The sequence below is a fragment of the Pseudomonas sp. NFACC39-1 genome, from assembly GCF_900110355.1.
GTDB lineage: Bacteria > Pseudomonadota > Gammaproteobacteria > Pseudomonadales > Pseudomonadaceae > Aquipseudomonas > Aquipseudomonas tehranensis.
In genome coordinates this window covers 1-24,092 of the sequence record NZ_FODL01000013.1, presented here as the reverse complement: position 1 = coordinate 24,092, position 24,092 = coordinate 1, and the positions used below count along the sequence as shown (strand labels likewise).

At 61.1% G+C, this 24,092-nt stretch carries 17 protein-coding genes and 1 other RNA gene; 11 read left to right on the top strand and 7 right to left on the bottom strand.

Going from position 1 to position 24,092, the window contains the following annotated elements; translation table 11 throughout:
- The 3 genes from smc (at nt 1) to ligA (ending at nt 7,094) form a co-directional block, all read left to right on the top strand.
- Nucleotides 1-3,489, top strand: a complete 3,489-nt coding sequence (gene smc, locus BMY45_RS22510; protein WP_092401721.1) for a chromosome segregation protein SMC — start codon at nt 1-3, stop codon at nt 3,487-3,489.
- Between the two features lie 209 nt (nt 3,490-3,698).
- Nucleotides 3,699-4,544, top strand: coding sequence for a cell division protein ZipA (gene zipA / locus BMY45_RS22505; protein WP_092401718.1), 846 nt, complete (start codon nt 3,699-3,701; stop codon nt 4,542-4,544).
- A gap of 192 nt (nt 4,545-4,736) precedes the next feature.
- Entirely contained in the window at nt 4,737-7,094 is a 2,358-nt protein-coding gene (gene ligA, locus BMY45_RS22500; protein WP_092401715.1) for an NAD-dependent DNA ligase LigA, read from the top strand.
- Nucleotides 7,095-7,221: 127 nt separating this feature from the next.
- Here ligA and BMY45_RS22495 read toward each other — a convergent pair whose 3' ends face one another.
- The gene (locus tag BMY45_RS22495) at nt 7,222-10,602 is read right to left on the bottom strand and encodes a hypothetical protein (protein ID WP_143071691.1); all 3,381 of its coding nucleotides are present in this window, start codon (nt 10,600-10,602) and stop codon (nt 7,222-7,224) included.
- Nucleotides 10,603-10,854: 252 nt separating this feature from the next.
- Between BMY45_RS22495 and BMY45_RS22490 the strand changes: the two genes are divergently transcribed.
- The 3 genes from BMY45_RS22490 to BMY45_RS22480 all read left to right on the top strand — a co-directional run bounded on the left by BMY45_RS22490 (nt 10,855) and on the right by BMY45_RS22480 (nt 12,768).
- Nucleotides 10,855-12,015: a zinc-binding metallopeptidase family protein gene (locus tag BMY45_RS22490; RefSeq protein WP_092401709.1), complete on the top strand. Its 1,161-nt coding sequence runs from the start codon at nt 10,855-10,857 to the stop codon at nt 12,013-12,015.
- Nucleotides 12,016-12,162: 147 nt separating this feature from the next.
- An RNA gene (gene ffs / locus BMY45_RS22485) (signal recognition particle sRNA small type) lies at nt 12,163-12,259 on the top strand.
- 263 nt (nt 12,260-12,522) lie between these two features.
- Entirely contained in the window at nt 12,523-12,768 is a 246-nt protein-coding gene (locus BMY45_RS22480; RefSeq protein ID WP_092401706.1) for a type II toxin-antitoxin system ParD family antitoxin, read from the top strand.
- A 157-nt stretch (nt 12,769-12,925) separates the two neighbouring features.
- On the opposite strand, the gene BMY45_RS22475 is transcribed toward BMY45_RS22480, so the two are convergent.
- Complete coding sequence (locus tag BMY45_RS22475; protein ID WP_092401703.1) at nt 12,926-13,240, bottom strand: helix-turn-helix domain-containing protein; 315 nt, start codon at nt 13,238-13,240, stop codon at nt 12,926-12,928.
- A gap of 338 nt (nt 13,241-13,578) precedes the next feature.
- Between BMY45_RS22475 and BMY45_RS22470 the strand changes: the two genes are divergently transcribed.
- On the top strand, nt 13,579-15,321 hold the full coding sequence (locus BMY45_RS22470) for a putative bifunctional diguanylate cyclase/phosphodiesterase (protein WP_092401700.1): 1,743 nt from the start codon (nt 13,579-13,581) through the stop codon (nt 15,319-15,321).
- On the opposite strand, the gene BMY45_RS22465 is transcribed toward BMY45_RS22470, so the two are convergent.
- The gene (locus tag BMY45_RS22465) at nt 15,273-16,040 is read right to left on the bottom strand and encodes a substrate-binding periplasmic protein (protein WP_092401697.1); all 768 of its coding nucleotides are present in this window, start codon (nt 16,038-16,040) and stop codon (nt 15,273-15,275) included. The genes BMY45_RS22470 and BMY45_RS22465 overlap by 49 nt on opposite strands.
- Before the next feature lie 142 nt (nt 16,041-16,182).
- Here BMY45_RS22465 and dnaX point away from each other — a divergent pair, with 142 nt between their 5' ends.
- From dnaX to recR, 4 genes are all read left to right on the top strand, one after another.
- Nucleotides 16,183-18,249: a DNA polymerase III subunit gamma/tau gene (gene dnaX / locus BMY45_RS22460; protein ID WP_092401694.1), complete on the top strand. Its 2,067-nt coding sequence runs from the start codon at nt 16,183-16,185 to the stop codon at nt 18,247-18,249.
- A 64-nt stretch (nt 18,250-18,313) separates the two neighbouring features.
- A complete protein-coding gene (locus BMY45_RS22455; protein ID WP_003183512.1) occupies nt 18,314-18,652 on the top strand; it encodes a YbaB/EbfC family nucleoid-associated protein in 339 nt (112 codons plus the stop codon).
- 284 nt (nt 18,653-18,936) lie between these two features.
- The gene (locus tag BMY45_RS22450; RefSeq protein WP_092401691.1) at nt 18,937-19,971 is read left to right on the top strand and encodes an NADP-dependent oxidoreductase; all 1,035 of its coding nucleotides are present in this window, start codon (nt 18,937-18,939) and stop codon (nt 19,969-19,971) included.
- A 66-nt stretch (nt 19,972-20,037) separates the two neighbouring features.
- Nucleotides 20,038-20,640 (top strand): recombination mediator RecR, encoded by a 603-nt coding sequence (gene recR / locus BMY45_RS22445; protein ID WP_047227281.1) that lies wholly within the window; start codon nt 20,038-20,040, stop codon nt 20,638-20,640.
- Between the two features lie 132 nt (nt 20,641-20,772).
- Here recR and BMY45_RS22440 read toward each other — a convergent pair whose 3' ends face one another.
- From BMY45_RS22440 to BMY45_RS22425, 4 genes are all read right to left on the bottom strand, one after another.
- Nucleotides 20,773-21,321, bottom strand: a complete 549-nt coding sequence (locus BMY45_RS22440; protein WP_092401688.1) for an adenine phosphoribosyltransferase — start codon at nt 21,319-21,321, stop codon at nt 20,773-20,775.
- A 74-nt stretch (nt 21,322-21,395) separates the two neighbouring features.
- The gene (gene fnr / locus BMY45_RS22435) at nt 21,396-22,130 is read right to left on the bottom strand and encodes a fumarate/nitrate reduction transcriptional regulator Fnr (protein ID WP_092401685.1); all 735 of its coding nucleotides are present in this window, start codon (nt 22,128-22,130) and stop codon (nt 21,396-21,398) included.
- Nucleotides 22,131-22,223: 93 nt separating this feature from the next.
- A complete protein-coding gene (hemN, locus tag BMY45_RS22430; RefSeq protein WP_092401682.1) occupies nt 22,224-23,603 on the bottom strand; it encodes an oxygen-independent coproporphyrinogen III oxidase in 1,380 nt (459 codons plus the stop codon).
- A gap of 205 nt (nt 23,604-23,808) precedes the next feature.
- Nucleotides 23,809-24,092, bottom strand: a 284-nt coding sequence (locus BMY45_RS22425; protein ID WP_143071689.1) for a transposase, incomplete at its 5' end; no start/stop codon positions are given.

Genomic DNA, 24,092 nt, shown 5'->3' with positions numbered 1-24,092 from the left:
GTGCGGCTCAAGTGCATCAAGCTGGCGGGGTTCAAATCCTTCGTCGACCCGACCACGGTGAACTTCCCCAGTAACATGGCGGCGGTGGTCGGGCCCAACGGGTGCGGCAAGTCGAACATCATCGACGCCGTGCGCTGGGTGATGGGCGAGAGCTCGGCCAAGAACCTGCGCGGCGAGTCGATGACCGACGTCATTTTCAACGGCTCCACCAGTCGCAAACCGGTGAGCCAGGCGAGCATCGAGTTGGTGTTCGACAATTCCGACGGCACCCTGATTGGCGAGTACGCAGCCTATGCGGAAATCTCCATCCGCCGCAAAGTGACCCGCGACAGCCAGAACAGTTACTTCCTCAACGGTGCCAAGTGCCGACGTCGCGACATCACCGATATTTTCCTCGGCACTGGCCTGGGCCCGCGCAGCTATTCGATCATCGAGCAGGGCATGATCTCCAAGCTGATCGAGGCCAAGCCCGAAGACCTGCGCAACTTCATCGAAGAAGCCGCCGGCATCTCCAAGTACAAGGAACGGCGCCGGGAGACCGAAAACCGCATTCGTCGCACCCACGAAAACCTGGCCCGCTTGACCGACCTGCGCGAAGAACTCGAGCGCCAGCTCGAACGCTTGCACCGCCAGGCCGAGGCCGCCAAGAAGTACCAGGAATACAAAGGCGAAGAGCGTCAGCTCAAGGCCCAGCTGTCGGCCCTGCGCTGGCAGGCGCTGAACGAACAGGTCGGCCAGCGCGAGGCGATCATTGGCAACCAGGAAGTCAGCTTCGAAGCCCTGGTGGCCGAGCAGCGCAATGCCGACGCCGCCATCGAGCGTTTGCGCGACGGCCACCACGATCTGTCCGAACGCTTCAATCTGGTGCAAGGGCGCTTCTATTCGGTGGGTGGCGACATCGCCCGGGTCGAGCAGAGCATCCAGCACGGTCAGCAACGGCTGCGCCAGTTGCAGGATGATTTGAAAGAGGCCGAGCGCGCGCGCCTGGAAACCGAATCCCACCTGGGCCACGACCGCACGTTGCTGCTGACCCTTGGCGAAGAACTGGAGCGGCTCACGCCGGAACAGGAACTCACCAGCGCCGCCGCCGAAGAGGCTGCCGCCGCCCTGGAAGAAGCCGAGCTGAGCATGCACGGCTGGCAGGAGCAGTGGGACAGTTTCAACCTGAGCTCTGCCGAGCCGCGGCGTCAGGCCGAAGTCCAGCAGTCGCGCATCCAGCAACTGGAAGCCAGCATGGAACGCCTGGCCGAGCGTCAGCGCCGTTTGGCCGAAGAGCGCGCCTTGCTCGCGGCGGACCCCGAAGACGCGGCGATTGTCGAACTGAGCGAACAACTGGCTGCCAGCGAAGCGACCCTTGAAGACTTGCAGGCCAGCGAAGATGCCCAGGTCGAACGGCTCGAGCAACTGCGCCAGGCTTTGCAACTGGCTCTGCAGAATCAGCAGCAGGCCCAGGGCGAATTGCAGCGCCTCAATGGCCGTCTGGCTTCGCTGGAGGCTTTGCAGCAAGCCGCGCTGGACCCCGGCACCGGCACCGCCGAATGGCTGCGCGACCAGCATCTGGCCGAGCGCCCGCGACTGGCTGAAGGCCTGAAGGTCGATGCCGGCTGGGAGCTGGCGGTGGAAACCGTGCTGGGCGCCGATCTGCAAGCGGTGCTGGTGGATGACTTCGCAGGCTTCGATCTGTCGGGCTTCACCCAGGGCGATCTGCGCCTGCTCAGCCCCGCTGGTGATGGCGTGCGGGTGCCGGGCAGCTTGCTGGATAAAGTCGAGGCCCAGGTCGACCTGTCTCCCTGGTTGGGGCAGGTGAAGCCGGTGGACAGCCTTGAACAGGCTTTGGCCTTGCGCGGACAGCTGGCGGCCGGTGAAAGCCTGATCAGCCGGGACGGCTATTGGGTCGGTCGGCATTTCCTGCGGGTGCGCCGGGCCAGTGAAGCCGAGAGCGGCATGCTCGCCCGGGGCCAGGAAATCCAGCGCCTGAGCGCCGAGCGCGAGGAACGCGAAGCGAGCGTCGAAGCCCTGGAAACCGAATTACAGAATCTGCGGGCACAACAGCGCCAGCAGGAGAATGGTCGCGAACACTTGCGTCGGCTGTTGCAGGACGAAGCACGCCAGCAGGGCGAACTCAAAGCGCAGCTGTCCGCCGGCAAGGCCAAGGTTGAACAACTGGCCTTGCGCCGCACGCGCCTTGAGGAAGAAATCGCCGAGCTGGGCGAGCAACGGGCGCTGGAGCATGAGCAAATCGGTGAGGCGCGCCTGCAACTGCAGGAAGCCCTCGATGCCATGGCCGTGGACACCGAGCAGCGCGAGTTGCTGCTGGCTCAGCGCGACAGTCTGCGTGAACGCCTCGATCGGGTGCGTCAGGATGCGCGCCAGCATAAGGATCACGCCCATCAGTTGGCGGTGCGCCTGGGCTCGCTCAAGGCGCAGTACGATTCCACGCGCCAGGCGTTGGAACGGCTGGAAATGCAGTCCGAGCGCCTGACCGAAAAACGCGAGCAACTGAGCCTGAACCTGGAGGAGGGCGAAGCGCCGCTGGAAGAGTTGCGCCTCAAACTCGAAGAGTTGCTCGACAAGCGCATGAGCGTTGATGAAGAGCTCAAGACTGCGCAAATTGCCCTGGAAGACGCCGACCGCGAACTGCGCGACGCCGAAAAGCGCCGCAGCCAGGCCGAACAGCAATCCCAACTGATCCGCAGTCAGATGGAACAGCAACGCATGGAATGGCAGGCCCTGACGGTGCGCCGCAAAGCCTTGCAGGATCAGTTGCTCGAGGACGGCTACGACCTCGACGGCGTGCTCGCCACGTTGCTGGCCGGGGCCAACGAGAAAGACGCCGAAGAAGAGCTGGAACGCATCGCCGTCCGCATTCAGCGTCTGGGCGCCATCAACCTGGCGGCCATCGACGAGTACCAGCAGCAGTCCGAGCGCAAGCGCTATCTGGATGCCCAGAACGACGATCTGGTGGAAGCGTTGCAGACCCTGGAAAACGTCATCCGCAAGATCGACAAGGAAACCCGTAATCGCTTCAAGGATACCTTTGATCAGATCAACGGCGGTTTACAGGCACTTTTCCCGAAAGTTTTCGGTGGCGGCAGCGCTTACTTGGAACTGACGGGCGAAGATTTACTCGATACAGGGGTGACCATCATGGCGCGCCCCCCTGGCAAGAAGAACAGCACCATCCATTTGCTCTCCGGGGGCGAAAAAGCGCTGACGGCACTGGCCCTGGTTTTTGCCATTTTCAAATTGAACCCGGCGCCGTTCTGCATGCTCGATGAGGTGGACGCGCCGCTGGACGACGCCAACGTGGGGCGCTATGCACGCCTGGTAAAAGAGATGTCTGAAACGGTGCAGTTCATCTACATCACCCACAACAAGATAGCCATGGAAATGGCCGACCAGTTGATGGGCGTGACCATGCATGAGCCGGGTTGCTCGCGTCTGGTGGCGGTGGATGTGGAGGAGGCGATGGCGATGGTGGACAGTTAGCTCCAAGCGCGAGCGGCAAGCTGCAAGTGAGGCGGCTTGTGGCTTGCCGCTTGTAGCTTGTAGCTGCGGGTCATGCTAGTTTAATGTCAATTTTTCGTATGCGTGGGCAAAACGCCATTCAGAACATAGAGTTGGCGCCACGTTTTAAAGCGGTTTGCACATAGCTAAGCCCCTTATTTTTCAGCATTTTTATAGAGGCACGGGATTACATGGAAATCGGTCTGCGCGAGTGGCTGATCGTCATCGGCATTATTGTCATTGCCGGTATTCTTTTCGACGGCTGGCGCCGCATGCGCGGCGGCAAGGGGAAACTCAAGTTTCGCCTCGACCGCAGCCTGTCGAACCTGCCGGATGATGATGGCAATGCCGAGCTGTTGGGCCCGCCCCGGGTGCTGGATACCCATAAGGAGCCGCAACTGGATGAGCACGACCTGCCATCGATGAGCGCGCCAGTGCGCGAGCCACGGGAGTCGGGTTCCAAACGCGGCAAGCGCAACAGCGAACCGTCCCAGGGCGACCTGAACCTCAATCTCGACCTGGACGGCGGCCCGAGCTTCAGCAGCCGCGACGACGACTTCCCGGACGAGAACAAACCCGTGCGCGGCGACAAGGACCAGGCCCAGGCCGAGGAAGTGCTGGTGATCAGCGTGATCTGCCGCGACCCAGCCGGCTTCAAGGGCCCGGCGCTGTTGCAGAACATCCTGGAGAGCGGCCTGCGTTTTGGCGAGATGGACATTTTCCACCGTCATGAAAGCATGGCCGGCAACGGCGAGGTGCTGTTCTCCATGGCCAACGCGGTCAAGCCAGGCGTGTTCGACCTGGACGACATCGACCATTTCAGCACCCCGGCGGTGAGCTTCTTCCTCGGCCTGCCAGGTCCGCGTCATCCCAAGCAGGCCTTTGACGTGATGGTGGCCGCGGCGCGCAAGCTGTCCCAGGAACTCAACGGCGAGCTCAAGGACGACCAGCGCAGCGTGCTGACTGCCCAGACCATCGAACACTACCGCCAGCGCATCGTCGAATTCGAACGCCGGGCGTTGACCCAGAAACGCTGAGGCCAAAGATCGCAGGCCCTGTAGGAGCTGCCGAAGGCTGCGATCTTTGGCTTGAGACGCTAGTGTCCGGGGAAAAAAGATCGCAGCCTCGTTGCACTCGACAGCTCCTACAGCTCCTACAGTTCCTACCAGCGATCGAAGTATTGAGAATGAGCAGCCTAGGCTGCTCTTTTGCTTTATGAGAGAACATCCATGACTGCCGTCGAAACCCGCATCCAACAGCTGCGTACCGAGCTGGATCAGCACAACTACCGCTACCACGTCCTCGACGAACCGAGCATCCCGGACGCCGAGTACGACCGTCTGTTCCATGAGCTCAAGGCCCTGGAAGAACAGCATCCTGAACTTGTGACCAGCGACTCCCCGACCCAGCGTGTCGGCAGTGTGGCACTGTCGGCCTTCAGCCAGGTCCGCCACGAAATCCCGATGCTCAGCCTGGGCAACGCCTTCGACGAAACCACGATGCGTGAATTCGACCGCCGGGTGACCGAAGGCCTCGACCTGCCCATGGGCGACTTGCTGGGCGGTGGTGCGGCGGTGGAGTACAGCTGTGAGCCGAAGCTCGACGGCCTGGCGGTCAGCCTGTTGTACCAGGACGGCCTGCTGGTGCGCGGTGCCACGCGCGGCGACGGCACCACCGGCGAAGACATCAGCGTCAACGTACGCACGGTGCGCAACATCCCCCTCAAGCTGCAGGGCAGTGGCTGGCCGCCAGTGCTTGAAGTGCGCGGCGAGGTGTACATGTCTAAGGCCGGCTTCGAGCGTCTCAACGCCACGCAACTGGAGGCGGGCGGCAAGACCTTCGCCAATCCGCGCAACGCGGCCGCGGGCAGCTTGCGCCAGCTGGATTCGAAGATCACCGCCAATCGTCCCCTGGAATTCTGCTGCTATGGCATCGGCCAGGTGACCGCGGACATTGCCGACACCCACATCGGCAATCTCAAGCAGCTCAAAGCCTGGGGCCTGCCCATCAGCCGCGAATTGAAACGGGCCCACGGCATCGACGAGTGCCTGGATTACTACCGCGACATCGGCGAGCGGCGTAACGCGCTGCCTTACGAAATCGACGGCGTGGTGTTCAAGGTCAACAGCATCGCCTCCCAACGCGAGCTGGGTTTCCGCGCCCGGGAACCGCGCTGGGCCATCGCCCATAAATTCCCGGCCAGCGAAGAACTCACCGAACTGTTGGACGTCGAGTTCCAGGTCGGCCGCACCGGCGCCGTGACACCCGTTGCACGACTCAAGCCGGTCAAGGTGGCCGGCGTGACCGTGGCCAACGCCACGCTGCACAACATGGACGAAGTGGCGCGCCTGGGCCTGATGATCGGGGACACGGTGATTATCCGCCGTGCCGGCGACGTGATCCCGCAAGTGGTGCAAGTGGTCACCGAGCGTCGCCCGGAAAACGCCCGCGCCGTTGAAATCCCGCAACAGTGCCCGGTGTGTGGCTCCCATGTGGAGCGCACGCAACTGATCAAGCGCAGCAAGGGCCGCGAAACCATCAGCGAAGGCGCGGTATACCGTTGCGTCGGGCGTCTGGCCTGTGGCGCACAGCTCAAGCAGGCAATCATTCATTTCGTGTCGCGCCGGGCCATGGACATCGAAGGCCTGGGCGAGAAGAGCGTCGAACAGTTGGTGGACGAGGGGTTGGTGGGTTCGCCTGCCGATCTGTATGCCTTGACCTTCGAGCAAGTGGTCGACCTGGAAGGTTTCGCCGAACTGTCGAGCAAGAACCTGTTGTCGGCCATCGTCGACAGCAAGAAGCCGAGCCTGGCGCGTTTCATCTACGCCCTCGGCATCCCGGACGTGGGTGAGGAAACCGCCAAGGTCCTGGCCCGCTCCCTCGGTTCACTGGAGCGTGTGCAAGCGGCCCTGCCTCAAGTGCTCACGTACTTGCCGGACGTCGGCCTGGAAGTGGCCCACGAGATCCACAGCTTCTTCGAAGACTCGCACAACCGTCAGGTGATCGAGGGCTTGCTGCGCCATGGCCTGGAGATCCAGGACCAGGGCGAACTGGGCGCCGAGTTCTCCGCCAGCACCACCCTGGGCGGTTTCCTGGACAAGCTGAACATCCCTTCGGTCGGGCCGGGCGGGGCGCAGAAACTGGCGGACAAATTTGGCTCACTCCAGGCCGTGATGAACGCCGACTGGCTGGACATGCGCCAGGCCCTGCCGGAAAAACAGGCCAACGCCGTGCGCGAGTTCTTCACTGTCGTCGATAACCGCCAGCAGGCCGAAGCCGCCGAGAAGCAGTTGCAGGATTTCGGCATGCACTGGCAGAGCGAGAAAAAAGTCGTCGAAGGCCTGCCTGAAGCGGGGCACACCTGGGTGCTGACCGGGTCGCTGGAGCTGATGAGTCGCGATGTCGCCAAAGACAAACTGGAAAGCCTGGGGGCCAAGGTGGCCGGTTCCGTGTCGGCGAAAACCCATTGCGTCGTTGCCGGGCCGGGGGCAGGGTCGAAGCTGACCAAGGCCAATGAGCTGGGGCTTACGGTGCTGGATGAAGAGGCGTTTGTGGCGTTTTTGAGTAAGCATGGCATCACGGTTTAGCCGTGAACACTTCGCCGGACAGCACTCAAGCTTTTGTGGCGAGGGGATCTATCTGCCCGTCCCTGCGGGGATAGATCCTCTTGCTACATGGGGATGTTTTGCTCGGGCGGTGTGGCGTCCGGGCGATTCATTTGAGCCCTACAACGAGTGCTGCCACCGGGAAGGGGCCCCCTTGGTCTTTTAATTTGTCCTCCGCGCCTGTGATCAGATTCTTCACAAAGTAGTATCGACCGCCGATACCACTCGATGCCTGGTCGCGGGACCAGTAGAACCTGTTTTCCGTTATTGGCCAGCCACTGCCGTAGGTATCCCATATTTCCCGCATTTCGACCATGGAAGGCAAGCGCATTCCATTGTTAGCGGCGGTGTTGCTCGCCCCGGTCCAGTCATTGTTGCCCAAGCCCTGACACACAATGACTCCGCTCACATACACGGTGTAGCTTTTCGATTGTTTGGCACTGTCTGTCGCCGTGATGGCGGTGGCGCCGTTTCTGCGCACGGTGACCCAACCGTTTTCATCGACCGCAGCGACCCCAGGCTCACTGGAACTGTAGCTGTAACCGGGCACTCCTCCGGAGGCTTGATGAAGGACCGCGGTACCGTCACCGAAGGCGGGCAGATTCGGATACCCGTGAACCATATAAACCTTGCCGCTCAAGGTCACCGGAGCAGTGTTGAACACCAGCTCCGGCGTAGGTGCCTGTACATTGAAGCGCAGCACTGCTGAGTCCGGTATGCCCGTGCCATAGAGTGCCCTGGCCTTGAGTTCGTAGGCTTTTGGGGTCAGCTCTGAAAGCCGGGATGTCCAGTTTGTGCTGTTGTCGGGAATATTGATCGGGTTACCAATGTCGGCGGCACCATCCATCAGTTGAATCTGTTGACCGCTGTTGCCGGTTCCGGTGACGGTCACACTGGTCTCGACCGTGGTCCCATCGACAATCGAGCCTTGGCTGTCAGAGATATCGGTGAGAGTCGGTGCAATCAGTTCAAGTGCATTGACGGTATAAATGCGCAACGGAAAGGTAACAGCCTCACTCTGATTACCGGTGCGATTGAACGTCACCAACAGCACAACCTTGAGCTCAGAACCATCGCGCAGCTTCTCAAGCTCGCTCCGTGGCAGCGGCGTGGAAAGCCCGGCAGTCACTTGGCCCGAACTAACCTCTGAGTCAGAGAGCAGCGCAATCGTGTAATCCGCACCATTGCTCGCAGCAGTCCCTTCACACTTCAGCCAAACCCGCTGACCCGTCGCGATTAACGGCCAGGGCGCGACAGTGACGCGGGTATCACCGGCGAAGCTACCCAGATCCAGCACGCTGCCAATCCCACCTTGCGCCGCCTGCGGAATCAACGGCATCGTCAGGCTCGCCACAGGCATCGCCTGCACATTCAAGGCAAACGCATCCGACGGCGGCGACTCCACGCCGTTCTGGATCACCGTATAACTAACCGTCACCGCTTTCCCCATACTGAACGCCACCACGCTGTTGCTGATCGGAACCTTCCATCCATCCCTGACCGGCCAGTCACCCGAGGTGTGCGAACCCTCGGCCGGTGTGCCCGGCGCGCCGGTCCAGGTGACTTTCAGTTTGTCGTCGGGCAGCAGCGCGGCGTTGGTCGGCACGACGACGGTCAGTGTGTCCTTGGCATCGACCGGGTTCAGGCTCGCGCCATTGGCCTCTTCTACCGAGGGGGCGGTGAGGTCCAGGGCCGAACCCACCGTCAGGTGTCGGACGATGGAGTTGCCCAGCAAAGTCGTGCCACGCGTAACGGAATAGCTCACATCCACCGTGCCGTTGAGGTTCTCGGTCACGTACCTGAATGGCACGGTAAACGGCACCAGTTTGCCTGCCGTGTTGCCGGTCAAGAGTCTGGTCTGGTCCGGGGCACTGCTCGACGAGCCGCGCCAGCGCAGGACGACCACATCATCGGGAATCGTCGCGGTATGGGTCGCGTGAACGTTCACGCCAATCAACGGATTGACATCGTCCGGGTCCAACACGTCGTTGGGCGCTTCCACCACCGTCGGGATAGGCAGCGAGGGCGCCGCAACGCCCACGCTCAATACCAGAGACTCCGATTCGGGTTGGCCGTTCACGCTGTAGTACACAGTGAGCGAGCCACCATCGAGCCGCTTGACCTGCTCTTTGGCCAAGTTCGCCAACACGGGCGCGCCGACCGCCTCCCCGCTTACGATGGCGGTCACTTCATGGTAGGTCGGCAGCGTGGTGGCGGTGCGACCGTCGCAGATGATGATGATCTCGTCGCCGTCGGCACGTCCTGGGTAGTAAGGAACGGACAGGGTGTAGAAATTCAGGTCCGGATCCAGCGTTCCGCCCACGGCCTCCACGATCTCCGGGGCCAGGTATTGGCGGGGATCGCCGATCACGGTCACGGGTTCGCTTTTCGAGGGCAGGTCTTTTTCGCCATTTCGGATCCTCACGTAGCTTACCGAGGCCCGTCCCCTGGCGATCGCCGCGACATCGGCATGGGGGATGGTGAAATCGTAGTAGTAGGGAATGGTGTCGACCGTTTGCTCCAGCGGGCCGACGTCCACCGGCGAACTGTCGGCGGCGGTACCGCGCCAGGTCAGGCGCAAGAGATCGCCCACGGCGTGTTCGTAGCGAGTTGCGGTGACACGCACGGTGACCGGGTCCCCGGCCAACACCTCAAGGTCAATCTCCCTGACGGGAAAGCCGTTGACCAGCACCAGCGGCGGATCGAGGCGGTTGTTGTTCACATCCACCAGCACATAGGTCACCGCCGACCAGCGCCAGTACCCGCCCGGGTAATTGCCGCATTCATCCACCACCTGATAGGCCACGGCGATGCCATCGCTGTCCTCGGCCAGCTCGATGATCTCCTTGGGGATGGTGATGGTGATCTCTGTATTTTCCTCAGCAGCGGTCACCGTGTGATAGACATTTTGAGTGCCCCAGGCCACGTTGATCCGGTCTCTGCGGCGCATGTTATCGTATGGCTTGATGGTGATCGGCACGCCGGCTGCGGCCTCCTCGGGACCGACCCCGTGGTCGAGGATGTCCTGGGGAATCGAGTATTTCAATCCCGAGTGGCCTGGGGTGCCTTGGTCCGGATCGTAACCACCAGGCCGGTCGAGTTTGACCAAAAGCTTCCACTGCGGCTGCGACTCTATTGGCTGCGTTGCGGCGACGCGCAGCACGCTGTAGAACACCGGAAAAGCATCGCCGCTGACGATGTGCCCCTCATCGATACGGAACGTCAGCCGCTGACCTTTCTGGTTCAGGTCGATGGTGGTGCTCCAGACCGGCGCTGTGCTGTCACTCCAGTAGAAGCTGAAGCCGTCACCAACCTCCATGTTAAACCAGGGGTCGACGACGCAAAGCAATCCGCCCTCCACCAGCCTGGCTGGAATGCCGGCGTCATAGCCCTCCACGGGCAGCGTCCAGTTAGGCAACCAGGGCGGGTCAAGTGGATCGGCTGAAGGCGTGCTGCTGGGCGAATAGCGTGGGGGGAATCGCTTTTCCATGGGAAAACACCTCGACGTTTGAGGGGCTGCCAATAAAACAGTAGAGGCGCAGGGAGGAAGGAATCATTAATACGCGCCGGGGCGGGAGCGTCTACTGTCAGGAATGACAGTTCCAGGCGCCGTTCATCGCAAGAGGACGCCAGGCTTCAAGATCAGTACTCTCGCCATGGCTTATCGGACGCTGGTGCTGCAAGCGTGGGAACGATCACACACGGCGGGTGATCTAGTCTTGCAGGCCCCCGGGAGATCACCATGTACCGCTTCTTCGAGCAACTGAGTTCACGCATCGCCGCGCCCTTTACGGGCGATCGCTCGCGGAACAGCAAAATCTGGCCGTGCCGTTGCGGTCAGTCGCTGTTTTTCCGCAACAGCCAGTGCCTGGCCTGCCTGGCAGCGCTGGGTTATCAACCGGAGCAAAGCCGGTTGTCGTCCCTGCAACCCGCGGAGCAACCCGGCACCTGGACGCTGGACGCCGATCCGCAAGCCGGGTTGTTCCGCCGTTGCGCCAACCTCGACACCCCGGCGGCCTGCAATTGGTTGCTGCCGGCCAGTGGGCACGACACTTTGTGCATCGCCTGCAGCCTGAACCGCACCATTCCCGACCTGTCGATCCCGGAAAACCCCGAACGCTGGTGCAAAGTCGAAACCGCCAAGCGCCGGCTGGTGGCGCAACTGATCACCCTTGGTTTGCCGGTCATTCCAAAAACCGTCAGTGAAAGTGAGGGCCTGGCCTTCGATTTCATCGGCGTCGATCTAGACGGCACGCCTCCGACCACCGGCCACGCCAGCGGCTTGGTCACCCTCGACATCAAAGAGGCGGACGATGCCCACCGTGAGCATGTGCGCCAGCAGATGCGTGAGCCATATCGCACCTTGCTCGGACATTTTCGCCATGAAGTGGGGCACTACTATTGGGACCGGTTGATCGCCAACAGCCATTGGCTCGATGCCTTTCGCGAGCAGTTTGGCGACGAGCGAGCCAGTTATACCGAAGCCCTGGAGCGCCACTATCAGCAAGGCGCGCCGCTGGACTGGCAAACCCACTACGTCAGCGCCTACGCGACCATGCATCCCTGGGAAGACTGGGCGGAAACCTGGGCGCATTACCTGCACATGATGGACGCGGTGGACACGGCCCTGGGTTTCGGTATGAGCGCCGGGGACATGGATTTCGACTACCAGCCGTTCCCGCCCGAGACCTTGTTCGATCCCGAACACACTGGTGGCGTGGCCTTCCTCTCGTTCGTCAACGCCTGGATCGAACTGGCCGGCATGCTCAACGAACTGTCGCGCAGCATGGGCCAACCGGATTTCTACCCGTTCGTCGTACCGGCTGCGGTGATCACCAAGCTGCATTTCATCCATCTGGTAATTCAGGAGGAGGGCGGCCGGGCTGACCAAGTGTTGCTGTAACCGCTCGACGTGTGGGAGCCGCTTTGTTCTCACAGGCAAGTGCTTGAACATCTTCAGTTTTTTAATCCGGCGCGAACGGTTGTAACTTCTCGTCAGATAGGTACAATGGCGCGGCTCGCCGTCAGGCGGGCGTCGTTATGGTGACCCCATCGGTCCCCCCGCAACGATTACCCGTGAACCTGGTCAGATCCGGAAGGAAGCAGCCACAGCGGGAACATTGTGTGCCGGGGTGTGGCTGGTGGGGTTGCCTCCATAACGCCCAAGCCTTCGTTCGCAAGGTTTGTCGAATTCCTTTATCTACTTTTTTGTTTTGTTGACCGATTACCGGTCGATGTTTTCTGCTGCCTGATGGAAAGCAAAAAGCCCCCCCTTGCTTTCGCCGCGCGGTGGGGCTTTTTGGCTTGGGGTTAAAGGATTTGCGCACGGGACCCTGTAGTGGTCATGCTCGATATCGCACCAATAGTATGATAATTTCGCGTGAGTCGATCATTTTCCCGGAGGCTCATCATGGGTACCGTTCGAAAAACCATCACCGTCACCGACCAACAGGACGGCTGGATCAAGGCTCAGATCGAAGCAGGTCACTACACCAATGACAGCGAATACATTCGCGATCTGATTCGGCGCGAGCAGGAGCGTAGCGCCGAACTTGAGGCTATCCGGTCCGCCCTGAAAGAGGGTGAGGCCAGTGGAAAACCTCGCCCATTCGATCCCGATGCGTTCAAAAAGAGAATGCTGGCAACGCATGACTGAATACCGCCTTACACCTGCCGCCGAGCGTGATCTCGCTTCGGAATCTGTGACAGTTAGCCTTTCAACAGCGCTGGATAGCGAGCAAGCAAAAAAAGCCCAAGAGGGCCCCGATCCGTCGCACACCGACAGTCCGAATTCCTCTTTTTTCATGCCTGCTTCAAGGCTTCGACAGTGCCTGATCTACCGCCGCAATCAGCTTCCCCAGATCCTTCGCGGTGGCTCTGTGTATGACGCCAAACAGGTACGCTCGCTGTTCGTCCTCGTCGTCCATGTCGGCAAAAAATGCTTTGAGCTGCACATCCAGTTTGTCGGCAAGCAAGACCAAGGCTTCGATGCTCGGGGTGTAGGTGCCGGTTTCGAAGCGGCTGATGGTTTTGGGGTCAAAACCGGTTTTTTCGCCAAGTTCAGCCTGAGTAAGCCCCGCTACTTTGCGATAGCGTCTGATGGCTGGACCCAAACTTGAAATTTGCATCGCTTAATTCCCATTTAGAATCAAGAACTTAACGATAGATTTTCGCATTAGGCAACCGCACGATCCATCACCTTGCTTTGCAAAATGTGATGTGTTTCGTAGAATCGGCCTTTGGCACGGGCATTTGGTGACCTGCTTCAGAAGCCTGGATGTGCGAAAAAGGCGAGCCTTGCGTTTTCTTGTTGTACACAGGGCGATGCTTGGCGCCTTCAGATAGCACCGCCACGGCCCGCGCTCCAGCGTATCTCAAGGTGTTTGAGCCTAGTTGATTTTTCGCCTGTCCTGGGGCGTTGCAACCGCGCGCGACAAATGAGCCTGACTCATGGATGACTGCTTCGATGGATAAGAAGTACCGCAGAGCCGTTGATGCCGCCGCGATTTTTTCTGAAACCGATCTGAGCGGGCGCATTACCTACGTCAACGACCAGTTCTGTAAGCTTTTTGGCTACCCGCGCGATGAGCTGTTGGGGGCTAATCATCGCCTGATCAACTCCGGTCAGCATCCGGACGAGTTCTTCAGCGCCATGTGGCGCACCATCGCCCTGGGGCAGGTCTGGAAGGGTGAGATTTGCAACCGGGCCAAGGACGGTACGCTGCATTGGGTCGATACCACCCTGGTGCCGGTGATCGACGATGCGACCGGTCGGATCGAACGCTATCTGGCGATTCGTTTTGATGTCAGCGAGAAGCGTCAGTTGTTGCATTCGCTGCAATGGCGGGTCGGTCACGATGTGTTGACCGGGTTGCCCAACCGCACCTACCTGTCCGACCTGCTGGATCAGGCCCTGGCATTTTCCAGGGCGCAGAGCTTGCCTCTGGCGGTGTGTATGCTCGACCTGGATGGCTTCAAGGCCGTGAACGACGGTCACGGCCACGCCAGTGGTGATCAGTTGCTGGTGGAGGTCGCCCGGCGTCTGCGCAGCATCGTGCGCGGGGAGGATGTGGTGGCGCGGTTGGCTGGCGATGAGTTTGTGCTGGTACTGCGCCATGTATGCGGGCTGGAGGAATTGCATGCCGCGTTGAACCGGGTGCTGATTGCCGTCTCCATGCCGTATGCCATTGATGGCAAGGTCATCAAGGTTTTCGCCAGCATTGGCGTCACCCTGTTTCCCGGTGACAACGAAGACGCCGATACCTTGTTGCGTCACGCTGACCAGGCGATGTACGTGGCCAAGCAGAGCGGCCGCAATCGCTTTCATTTGTTCGACGTGTCCCGGGACCAGGAAGTGCGGGCCACTTATCAGACTGTCGAGCGGGTGCGGCAGGCCATGGCCGGTAACGAATTGCGCCTGCATTTCCAGCCCAAGGTCAACATGCGCCATGGCACGGTGGTGGGGCTCGAAGCGCTGCTGCGCTGGAAACACCCACAACGAGGCCTGGTGCCGCCCCGGGAGTTCCTGCCTCTGGTGGAGGAAACCGACCTGATCGTCGAGATCGGTGAGTGGGTCATGGAGCAGGTGCTGATTCAGTTGCAGCAATGGCAGCATGCAGGGCAAGTCTGGCCGGTGAGCATCAATATCTCGGCGCGGCATTTCCAGCGGGCGGATTTCGTCGAGCGGTTACGGCAGGTGTTGCAACGGCACCCGGCGGTGTCGCCGCGTATGCTGGATCTGCAGATCGTTGAATCCTTGGCGGTGGAAAACCTTGCCCACGTCAGCGCCTGTCTCCAGGCGTGCCAGGCCTTGGGCGTGGGGTTTTCCCTGGGCGGTTTCGGCACGGGATACTGTTCGCTCAATGACCTCAAACACCTGCGCACGCAGACCATCAAGATCGACAAGACCTTTGTCCGCGACATCCTCAATGACCGCGATGATCTGGCGCTGACCGAAGCGGTCATCGGTTTGGCCAGGGCGTTTGGTCGCCAGGTGGTGGCGGAGGGACTGGACAGCCTGGAGCATGGTCAATTGCTGCTGCGCCTGGGCTGCGAAGTGGCCCAAGGCTATTTCATCGCCCGACCCATGCCACCCGACCAGGTGCCTGGCTGGGTGAGGGGATTTGTTTCGCCGCCGCAATGGCAGCATCAGTCGGACGTTCAGGGCGAATCGGATCCGGCCCCCGACGACTCTTTATGTCCGGTGTAGCGCTGGATGATCGCGTCGATTTCCCCCGACGTTTTCATCTTCAATAAGGTGCGCAGAATGCGTTGTGCTGGAATGTTTGGATCATCGCGCACATAACAGCCCAGCACGCGCTCCTGGAGAACCGCCACGGCACGCAGTTGCCGGTCCGGGGGATGCTGTTGATTGAACCAGTCCAGCGCCCATTGATTGCTCACCGCGTAGCGATAGCGCCCGGCCAGAAGCTTGGCAAGGACTTGTTCCTGGCTGCGTGCATCGTCACGTCGCAGATGCCCGCCGTCGAATAACGGCTGCAAGGTCGGGTAGGTATAACTGAGCACCGTCCCGACCGGTTGGTGGGGCAGGGTGGCGGGCGTCACCACCTTGGGGGCGCTGGCCGTGCCCACCAGCACGTCGCGCTGGAAAAACAGCGGGACGCTCCACAGGTAATTGCCACCCGTATCCTTTACCCATTCGGGGGTGACATAACACCGTACGTCGACTTCGCCGTGTTTCATGGCATTGTCCAGTCGAGCGCGGGCCAGCACATGAAACTGCGCCGGCATCCCCACCTGAGTCGCCAGGCGGGTCATTACGTCGGGGATGATGCCCTGGATCGGGCGACCATCTTCAGTCTGCACCATGGGCATGGCCCAACTGTCGGTAATGGCGAAACGCAACGGAATTTCGCCTGCAAAACACCCTGAACCTATTAGCAGCAAAGCCCCCATGGCCGAACGCATAAACTCTCCTGATGGTGCAAAATCCTGCCGACAATCGTGCTCTGACCCAAGCTTAGACAGATTAGACGAGCACACCGGATGCAATTTCGCCCCTGCTCCGCTAGCATTAGCCGCTTCTGCTTTCCAGTGGCGATGGTTTTCGATGAGTTATCAGGTTCTTGCACGTAAATGGCGTCCGCGCTCGTTCCGCGAAATGGTCGGCCAGACCCATGTGCTCAAGGCCCTGATCAATGCCTTGGACAGCCAGCGGCTGCATCACGCCTACCTGTTCACCGGCACGCGCGGCGTCGGCAAGACCACCATCGCGCGGATCATCGCCAAGTGCCTGAACTGTGAAACCGGTATTACCTCGACGCCGTGTGGCGAGTGCTCGGTATGCCGGGAAATCGACGAAGGCCGTTTCGTCGACCTGATCGAGATCGACGCCGCCAGCCGCACCAAGGTCGAAGACACCCGTGAACTGCTCGACAACGTGCAGTACGCACCCAGCCGTGGGCGCTTCAAGGTCTACCTGATCGACGAAGTGCACATGCTGTCCAGCCACTCCTTCAATGCGCTGCTCAAGACCCTCGAGGAGCCGCCGCCCTACGTCAAGTTCATCCTGGCGACCACCGACCCGCAGAAGCTTCCTGCAACCATTTTGTCCCGCTGCCTACAGTTCTCCCTCAAGAACATGACCCCCGAGCGGGTGGTCGAGCATCTGACCCACGTGTTGGCTGTCGAGAACGTACCGTTCGAAGACGATGCGCTGTGGCTGCTGGGCCGCGCCGCCGATGGTTCGATGCGTGACGCCATGAGCCTGACCGACCAGGCCATTGCCTTTGGTGAAGGCAAGGTCATGGCCGCCGATGTGCGGGCCATGCTTGGCACCCTCGACCACGGCCAGGTCTACGACGTATTGCATGCGCTGATCGACGGCGACGCCAAGGCGTTGCTCGAAGCGGTGCGTCACCTGGCCGAGCAGGGGCCGGACTGGAATGGCGTGCTTTCGGAAATTCTCAACGTATTGCACCGTGTCGCCATCGCCCAGGCTTTGCCCGAGGGGGTCGACAACGGCCATGGCGACCGCGATCGGGTGCTGGCCCTGGCTCAGGCACTGCCGGCCGAAGACGTGCAGTTCTATTACCAGATGGGGCTGATCGGCCGTCGTGACCTGCCGCTGGCACCGGATCCGCGCGGTGGTTTCGAAATGGTGCTGCTGCGAATGCTCGCGTTCCGGCCGGCCGACACGGAAAACGCCCCGAGGCAACCGCTAAAGCCAGTGGGGATCAGCCAGGCCACAGCTGATTCCACCAAGCCAGTGGCTGCCGCGCCCGTCGTTGCGCCGGCAGTGGCCTCTGCCCCGGCAGCGGTGGCGCAACCGGCCCCGGTGCCTGTCGTCGCGGCGCCTGAACCCGAGCCTGAGCCGGTCGTCGAGGCCTTGCCGCAGCCAGTCGCTGAAGCAGTGGTCGACCTGCCCTGGAACGATCCGGTCGAGGCCCAGGTCGTCCAGCAGCCCGCCGTGGAGCCGGTGCTGGAAACCGTCGCTGAGCAACCCGAGCTGCCGCCGATGCCCATGCCCACGCCCGACAGCGTGGTACCCGACGCACCCGAGTGGGTGGCCGCACCGGTGCCTGAGCCCACGGTGGCGGACGTTGATGTCGCCACGCCGGGCATGGACCTGGATGATGAGCCGCCACTGGACGAGGATTACATCGAGCCGGACATGGATTCGGCCTACAGCTATCTGGACGAGTTGGCCAGCGAACATACCGCGGAGCCGGCTCCGGAGCCCGAGCCTGAACCGGCGGCGATGCCGGCCACCGGGCTGGCCCTGCAATGGCTGGAGCTGTTCCCGAAACTGCCGATTACCGGCATGACCGGCAGCATTGCCGCCAACTGCACGCTGATCTCCGTGGAGGGCGACCACTGGCTGCTGCACCTGGACCCGGCCCACAGCGCGCTGTTCAACGCCACGCAGCAGCGCCGCCTCAACGATGCGTTGAACCAGTATCACCAGCGCACCCTGACGCTGAGCATCGAGCTGATCAAGCCTGAGCAGGAGACGCCGGCCCAGGCTGCGTCCCGCCGCCGTGCCGACCGTCAGCGCGAAGCCGAGGAGTCGATCCACGGTGATCCGTTCATCCAGCAAATGATGCAACAGTTCGGCGCTGTGGTCCGTCACGATACTATCGAACCTGTCGAGGCCCCGGTGACCCAGGGCTCATAACTGAAAGCGCCAGGCCGAACGGGCCGGGCGCGGTGTTTATCCAAGTACTTTCGAGGTGATTCCCATGATGAAAGGTGGCATGGCCGGCCTGATGAAGCAGGCGCAGCAGATGCAGGAAAAAATGGCCAAGATGCAGGAAGAACTGGCCAACGCCGAAGTCACCGGCAAGTCCGGCGGCGACATGGTGACCGTGGTCATGACCGGTCGCCACGACATCAAGCGTGTCAGCATCGACCCGAGCGTGGTCGAAGGCCTGAGCGAAGACGACAAGGAAATGCTCGAAGCCCTGTTCGCCGCCGCCGTCAATGACGCAGTGCGCAAGATCGAAGCCAACAGCCAGGACAAAATGTCCGGCATGACCGCTGGCATGCAACTGCCGCCGGGCATGAAACTGCCGTTCTGACTCGCCATCCCGGACGGGATGGGCTACACACAATGCCAGGCATCGCGCCTGGCATTTTTGTTTGTGCTCGGGAAATGTGGCGTCTGTACGATTGCTTTCGCGAGCAAGCCCGCTCCCACACTGTTCCGGGGGGGCATCAATATCTATGTCCACCACAGTGCCCTGTGGGAGCGGGCTTACTCGCGAAAGCGGCGCCGCGGTCCAACGGCAAAAACATCGAACACACCCCCTTCAAAAGAGTCTGCTTCCTATAGGTCCCACTCAACGATCAAGGAGACGCTTCCATGTCACAAGCATCGACCACCCACCAGCGCATCGTCCTCGCCTCCCGCCCCACAGGTGCCCCCACCCCGGACAACTTCCGTCTGGAGCAGGTGACGTTGCCGGAGCTGGAGGAGGGGCAGATCCTGCTCAAGACGTTGTTTCTCTCATTGGACCCTTACATGCGTGGGCGCATGAGTGATGCACCTTCCTACGCCGCGCCGGTGGAAATCGATGAGGTGATGACCGGTGGTGCTGTCAGCCGGGTCGAGCGTTCGATGCATCCGAAGTTTCAGGAGGGGGATCTGGTGGTGGGCGCGACGGGGTGGCAGAGCCACACGGTCAGCGATGGCCGCAATGTCATTCCGATCCCATCCGGGCTGCCCAGCCCGTCGATGGCGCTGGGTGTGCTGGGCATGCCGGGCATGACCGCGTACATGGGCTTGATGGAGATCGGTCAGCCCAAGGCCGGGGAAACCCTGGTGGTCGCGGCGGCCTCGGGTGCAGTCGGCTCGGTGGTCGGCCAGGTGGCGAAGATCAAGGGCCTGCGGGTGGTCGGTGTGGCCGGCGGTCCCGAGAAATGCAAGTACGTGGTCGACGAGTTGGGGTTCGACGCCTGTGTCGATCACAAGCGCGATGACTTTGCCGACGCACTGGCCCGGGCTTGCGACCAGGGCATCGACATCTATTACGAAAACGTCGGTGGCAAGGTGTTCGACGCCGTGGTGCCGCTGCTCAACGCCAAGGCGCGCATTCCCCTCTGTGGCCTGATCGCGTCCTACAACGAGCATGAAGCCCCCGGCGGCCCGGATCGCTTGCCGCAATTGCAGCGTACCTTGCTGACCAAGCGTGTGCGGATCCAGGGGTTTATCGTGTTCGACGACTTCAGTGGCCGTCAGCCGGAGTTCATCAGCGCCATGGCGCCTTGGGTGCGTGACGGCAAGGTCAAGTTCCGCGAAGACGTGGTCGATGGCCTTGAGAATGCACCACAGGCCTTTATCGGCCTGCTGGAAGGGCGCAACTTCGGCAAGCTGGTGGTTCGGGTGGCGCAGGATTGAGTATTTGACGCTAATCGGAGGCGCGGGTATAAACCGCGTCTCGTTGTTATGTCGGACATTTCCTCCATGAGCTTCAGCCCTTTGATTCGCCAACTGATCGACGCCCTGCGAACTTTGCCGGGTGTGGGTCAGAAAACTGCTCAGCGCATGGCGTTGCAATTGCTTGAGCGTGATCGCAGCGGCGGTTCGCGTCTGGCTCTGGCCCTGAGCCAGGCCATGGAAGGGGTAGGGCATTGCCGCTTATGCCGCACCCTCACGGAAGACGACCTTTGCCCGCAATGCGCCGACCCGCGTCGGGACGACAGCCTGCTGTGCGTCGTGGAAGGTCCCATGGATGTGTACGCCGTGGAGCAGACCGGTTTTCGCGGCCGTTATTTCGTGCTCAAGGGGCATTTGTCTCCGCTCGACGGCCTGGGGCCGGAAGCCATCGGCATTCCGCAACTGATGGCGCGGATCGAAGAGGCCGGGACTTTCACCGAAGTCATCCTCGCCACCAACCCGACGGTCGAAGGCGAAGCCACCGCCCACTACATTGCCCAACTGCTGAACAACAAGGGCCTGATCGCTTCACGCATCGCCCATGGTGTGCCGCTGGGTGGCGAGCTGGAACTGGTGGACGGCGGGACGCTGGCGCATTCGTTTGCCGGGCGCAAACCGATCGCGTTGTAACGACCACACAAAAAACTGTGGGAGCGAGCCTGCTCGCGATAGCGGTGTGTCAGTCACCATTGATGTCGGCTGACACACCACTATCGCGAGCAGGCTCGCTCCCACATGGAGTTTGTGTGCTGTTGACGGGCGTTATCTTTCGCTCAGCGAAAACTGCGTCAGGCAGAACGTCGGTATCCCCATGTCTTCCAGACGCTGCGAGCCAAGCAACTCCGGCAGGTCGATGATCGCCGCTGCCTCGTGGACCTTGGCGCCCATGCGGCGGATCAGGTTGGCGGCGGCGATCAGCGTGCCGCCGGTGGCGATCAGGTCATCGAACATCACCACCGAATCACCCTCGCACAGGCTGTCGGCATGTACTTCAAGAAAGGCTTCGCCGTATTCGGTCTGGTAAGCCTCGGCCAGCACATCCGCCGGCAGCTTGCCTTGCTTGCGGAACAGCACCAGGGGCTTGTTCAACTGATAAGCCAGGATTGAGCCGATCAAGAAGCCTCGTGCATCCATCGCGCCGATGTGAGTGAACTCGGCCTCGACATAACGGTGGGCGAAGCTGTCCATCACCAGCCGCAGCGCGGTGGGGGACTGGAACAGTGGGGTAATGTCGCGAAAGATCACGCCCGGCTTGGGGAAATCGAGCACGGGGCGGATCAGGGATTTGATGTCGAAGGAGTCGAAGACCATCGTCTAGGTGTCCTGGCAGGCTGCAAACGCCGGAGTATAGCGCGGCAAGGCGAACCCTGGGCCGCGCCTGCTCATCAGCCTTCGATCGAGCCACCCGCCAGGGCGCAGAGCTGGATCGGGTCGAGAATATGGATCTCCTTGCCTTCGGCGGCGATCAGCTCGTTCTGCTGGAAACGGGTGAATACCCGGGACACGGTTTCCACCGCCAGACCCAGGTAGTTGCCGATTTCGTTACGCGACATGCTCAGGCGGAACTGGTTGGCCGAAAACCCGCGGGCGCGGAAACGTGCCGAGAGGTTGACCAGGAACGTGGCGATGCGTTCGTCGGCGGTTTTCTTCGAGAGCAGCAGCATCATTTGCTGATCGTCGCGGATCTCCCGACTCATGACCCGCATCAACTGACGCCGCAGTTGCGGCAGTTGCAAGGCCAGCTCGTCCAGGCGATCAAACGGGATCTCGCACACCGAAGTGGTTTCCAGCGCCTGGGCCGAGACCGGATGGCTCTCGGTGTCCATGCCCGACAGACCCACCAGCTCGCTGGGCAGGTGGAAGCCGGTGAGCTGCTCTTCGCCGCCATCGCTCAGATTGAAGGTTTTCAAGGCGCCCGAGCGCACGGCATAGACGGAATCGAAGGTGTCGCCCTGGCGAAACAGGAATTCACCTTTTTTCAACGGTCGGCCCCGTTTAACGATGTCGTCCAGCGCGTCCATATCCTCCAGATTCAATGAAAGTGGCAGGCAGAGGGGAGCCAGGCTGCAATCCTTGCAATGGGCCTGGTTGTGAGCGCGCAATTTGACTGGCTCGGACATTACTTAAATCCTTGTGGGAAACACACATAAGCCGTAAGGGTAACCCAGCGCAGGTACTCCGGCCAGTGGCGTTTCGTCGTCAAATTGTCGCGCTCAGATGACTCGGGAGAAGCGCTGTCGATTATGTCCTTCCAGATAGGCATCAAAGACCATGCATACCGAGCGCACCAGCAGGCGCCCAGCGGGCAGGACCCTGATGTGGGTGCTGTCTAATTCGATCAGGCCGTCCTCGGCCATCCCCTGCAATTGCGGCCACGGTGCGAAGTAACCGCGAAAATCGATGTTGAACGTTTGTTCGATATCGCTGAATAGCAGATTGAAATGGCAGATCAGTTGCTGGATCACCGCGCGCCGCAGCCGATCGTCGGCATTGCACAGCAGCCCGCGACTGGTCGCCAGTTGGCCGTCGGCCAGGGTGTTCTGGTAATGGTTCAGGTCGCTGCTGTTCTGGCAGTACAAATCGCCGATCTGGCTGATGGCTGACACGCCAAGGCCGATCAGGTCGCAGTGTCCATGGGTGGTATAGCCCTGAAAGTTGCGTTGCAGGGTGGTGTCTTCCTGGGCAATCGCCAGTTCGTCGTCGGGCAGGGCGAAGTGGTCCATGCCGATATAGCGATAACCCGCCGCGGTCAGTTGTTCGATGGTGCCTTGCAGCATCGCCAGTTTCTGCGCCGGATTGGGCAGGTCCTGGCTGTTGATACGGCGCTGGGGCATGAAGCGTTCCGGCAAGTGGGCGTAGTTGAACACCGAAAGCCGGTCCGGCTGCAGATGGATGACTTCCTGGACCGTGCGGGCGAAGTTTTCCGGGGTCTGTTTGGGCAGCCCGTAGATCAGGTCGATGTTGATCGAACGGAACTGCAAGGTCCGGGCGGCTTCGATCACCGCGCGGGTTTCTTCCAGGCTTTGCAGGCGATTGACGGCGCGCTGCACGGCCGGGTCAAGGTCTTGCAGGCCAATGCTGACCCGGTTGAAACCCAGTTCCCGCAGTAGGCCCATGGTGGACCAGTCGGCTTCCCGGGGATCAATTTCGATGCTGTAGTCGCCGCCATTGTCCTCCAGCAGGTTGAAGTGTTGGCGCAGCGTGGCCATCAACTGGCGCAATTCGTCATGGTTGAGGAACGTCGGGGTGCCGCCGCCCAGGTGCAATTGTTCTACGCGCTGGGCCGGGTCGAGATGGCAGCCGATCAGCTGGATCTCCTGCTCCAGGCGTTGCAGATAGGCATGGGCGCGGCTGCGGTCCTTGGTGATGACTTTGTTGCAGGCGCAGTAGTAGCAAATGTTCGCGCAGAACGGCACATGCACATACAGCGACAGTGGCCTCAGGGCTTTGCGGCTTTCGCGCAGAGCGTGGAGCAGGTCGAAGGTCCCCACCTGGCTGCCGAACTGCGCTGCGGTCGGGTACGAGGTGTAGCGGGGCCCCGCCAGATCGTAACGGCGGATCAGGTTTGAGTCCCAATGAATGGCGTCGAGCATGCGGGCGTTCCCCGGATAGGCAGGCATGGGCGTGAGTCTAGGGAAGTGGGCGCGGGGGCGTGTTGATTTGCGTCAACGGGCATGGGGCAGGGGGTGGTGGGGACTCATCGCGAGCAGGCTCGCTCCCACAGGGATTTGCGCTGTTCATGAGGGTTTGGGTCAGCCGCGATCCAGTGTGGGAGATTCTATGGTTGAGGGGAAGCCCTCAAGCCGCTTTTGGTTGGTATTCGCTTTGCCCTTTCAGCAGAGCGAATACGATCCGGGCAAGCTTGCGAGCCAGCATTACCAACGCCTGAGTGGTAGTGAAACCGCGAGCTCTTTGCTTTTCATAGAAGCCTTTCCAAGCAGATGTGCGACTAGCCGACATGGCGGCATTGTGCAAAAGCCGGCGTACTTCCGGGTCGCCTCGTTTACTCAAGCTGCGGCGACCGTCTTTTTGTCCTGATTTCGACACTCGCAAATCCATTCCCAAGAAGGCAATGAAAGCAT

Bases quoted from the DNA above. Each gene is read 5' to 3' on its own strand.
- zipA (WP_092401718.1), top strand. From the start codon at position 3,699: ATGGAAATCGGTCTGCGCGAGTGGCTGATCGTCATCGGCATTATTGTC.
- ligA (WP_092401715.1), top strand. From the start codon at position 4,737: ATGACTGCCGTCGAAACCCGCATCCAACAGCTGCGTACCGAGCTGGAT.
- BMY45_RS22495 (WP_143071691.1), bottom strand. From the start codon at position 10,602: ATGGAAAAGCGATTCCCCCCACGCTATTCGCCCAGCAGCACGCCTTCA.
- BMY45_RS22490 (WP_092401709.1), top strand. From the start codon at position 10,855: ATGTACCGCTTCTTCGAGCAACTGAGTTCACGCATCGCCGCGCCCTTT.
- BMY45_RS22480 (WP_092401706.1), top strand. From the start codon at position 12,523: ATGGGTACCGTTCGAAAAACCATCACCGTCACCGACCAACAGGACGGC.
- BMY45_RS22475 (WP_092401703.1), bottom strand. From the start codon at position 13,240: ATGCAAATTTCAAGTTTGGGTCCAGCCATCAGACGCTATCGCAAAGTA.
- BMY45_RS22470 (WP_092401700.1), top strand. From the start codon at position 13,579: ATGGATAAGAAGTACCGCAGAGCCGTTGATGCCGCCGCGATTTTTTCT.
- BMY45_RS22465 (WP_092401697.1), bottom strand. From the start codon at position 16,040: ATGCGTTCGGCCATGGGGGCTTTGCTGCTAATAGGTTCAGGGTGTTTT.
- dnaX (WP_092401694.1), top strand. From the start codon at position 16,183: ATGAGTTATCAGGTTCTTGCACGTAAATGGCGTCCGCGCTCGTTCCGC.
- BMY45_RS22455 (WP_003183512.1), top strand. From the start codon at position 18,314: ATGATGAAAGGTGGCATGGCCGGCCTGATGAAGCAGGCGCAGCAGATG.
- BMY45_RS22450 (WP_092401691.1), top strand. From the start codon at position 18,937: ATGTCACAAGCATCGACCACCCACCAGCGCATCGTCCTCGCCTCCCGC.
- recR (WP_047227281.1), top strand. From the start codon at position 20,038: ATGAGCTTCAGCCCTTTGATTCGCCAACTGATCGACGCCCTGCGAACT.
- BMY45_RS22440 (WP_092401688.1), bottom strand. From the start codon at position 21,321: ATGGTCTTCGACTCCTTCGACATCAAATCCCTGATCCGCCCCGTGCTC.
- fnr (WP_092401685.1), bottom strand. From the start codon at position 22,130: ATGTCCGAGCCAGTCAAATTGCGCGCTCACAACCAGGCCCATTGCAAG.
- hemN (WP_092401682.1), bottom strand. From the start codon at position 23,603: ATGCTCGACGCCATTCATTGGGACTCAAACCTGATCCGCCGTTACGAT.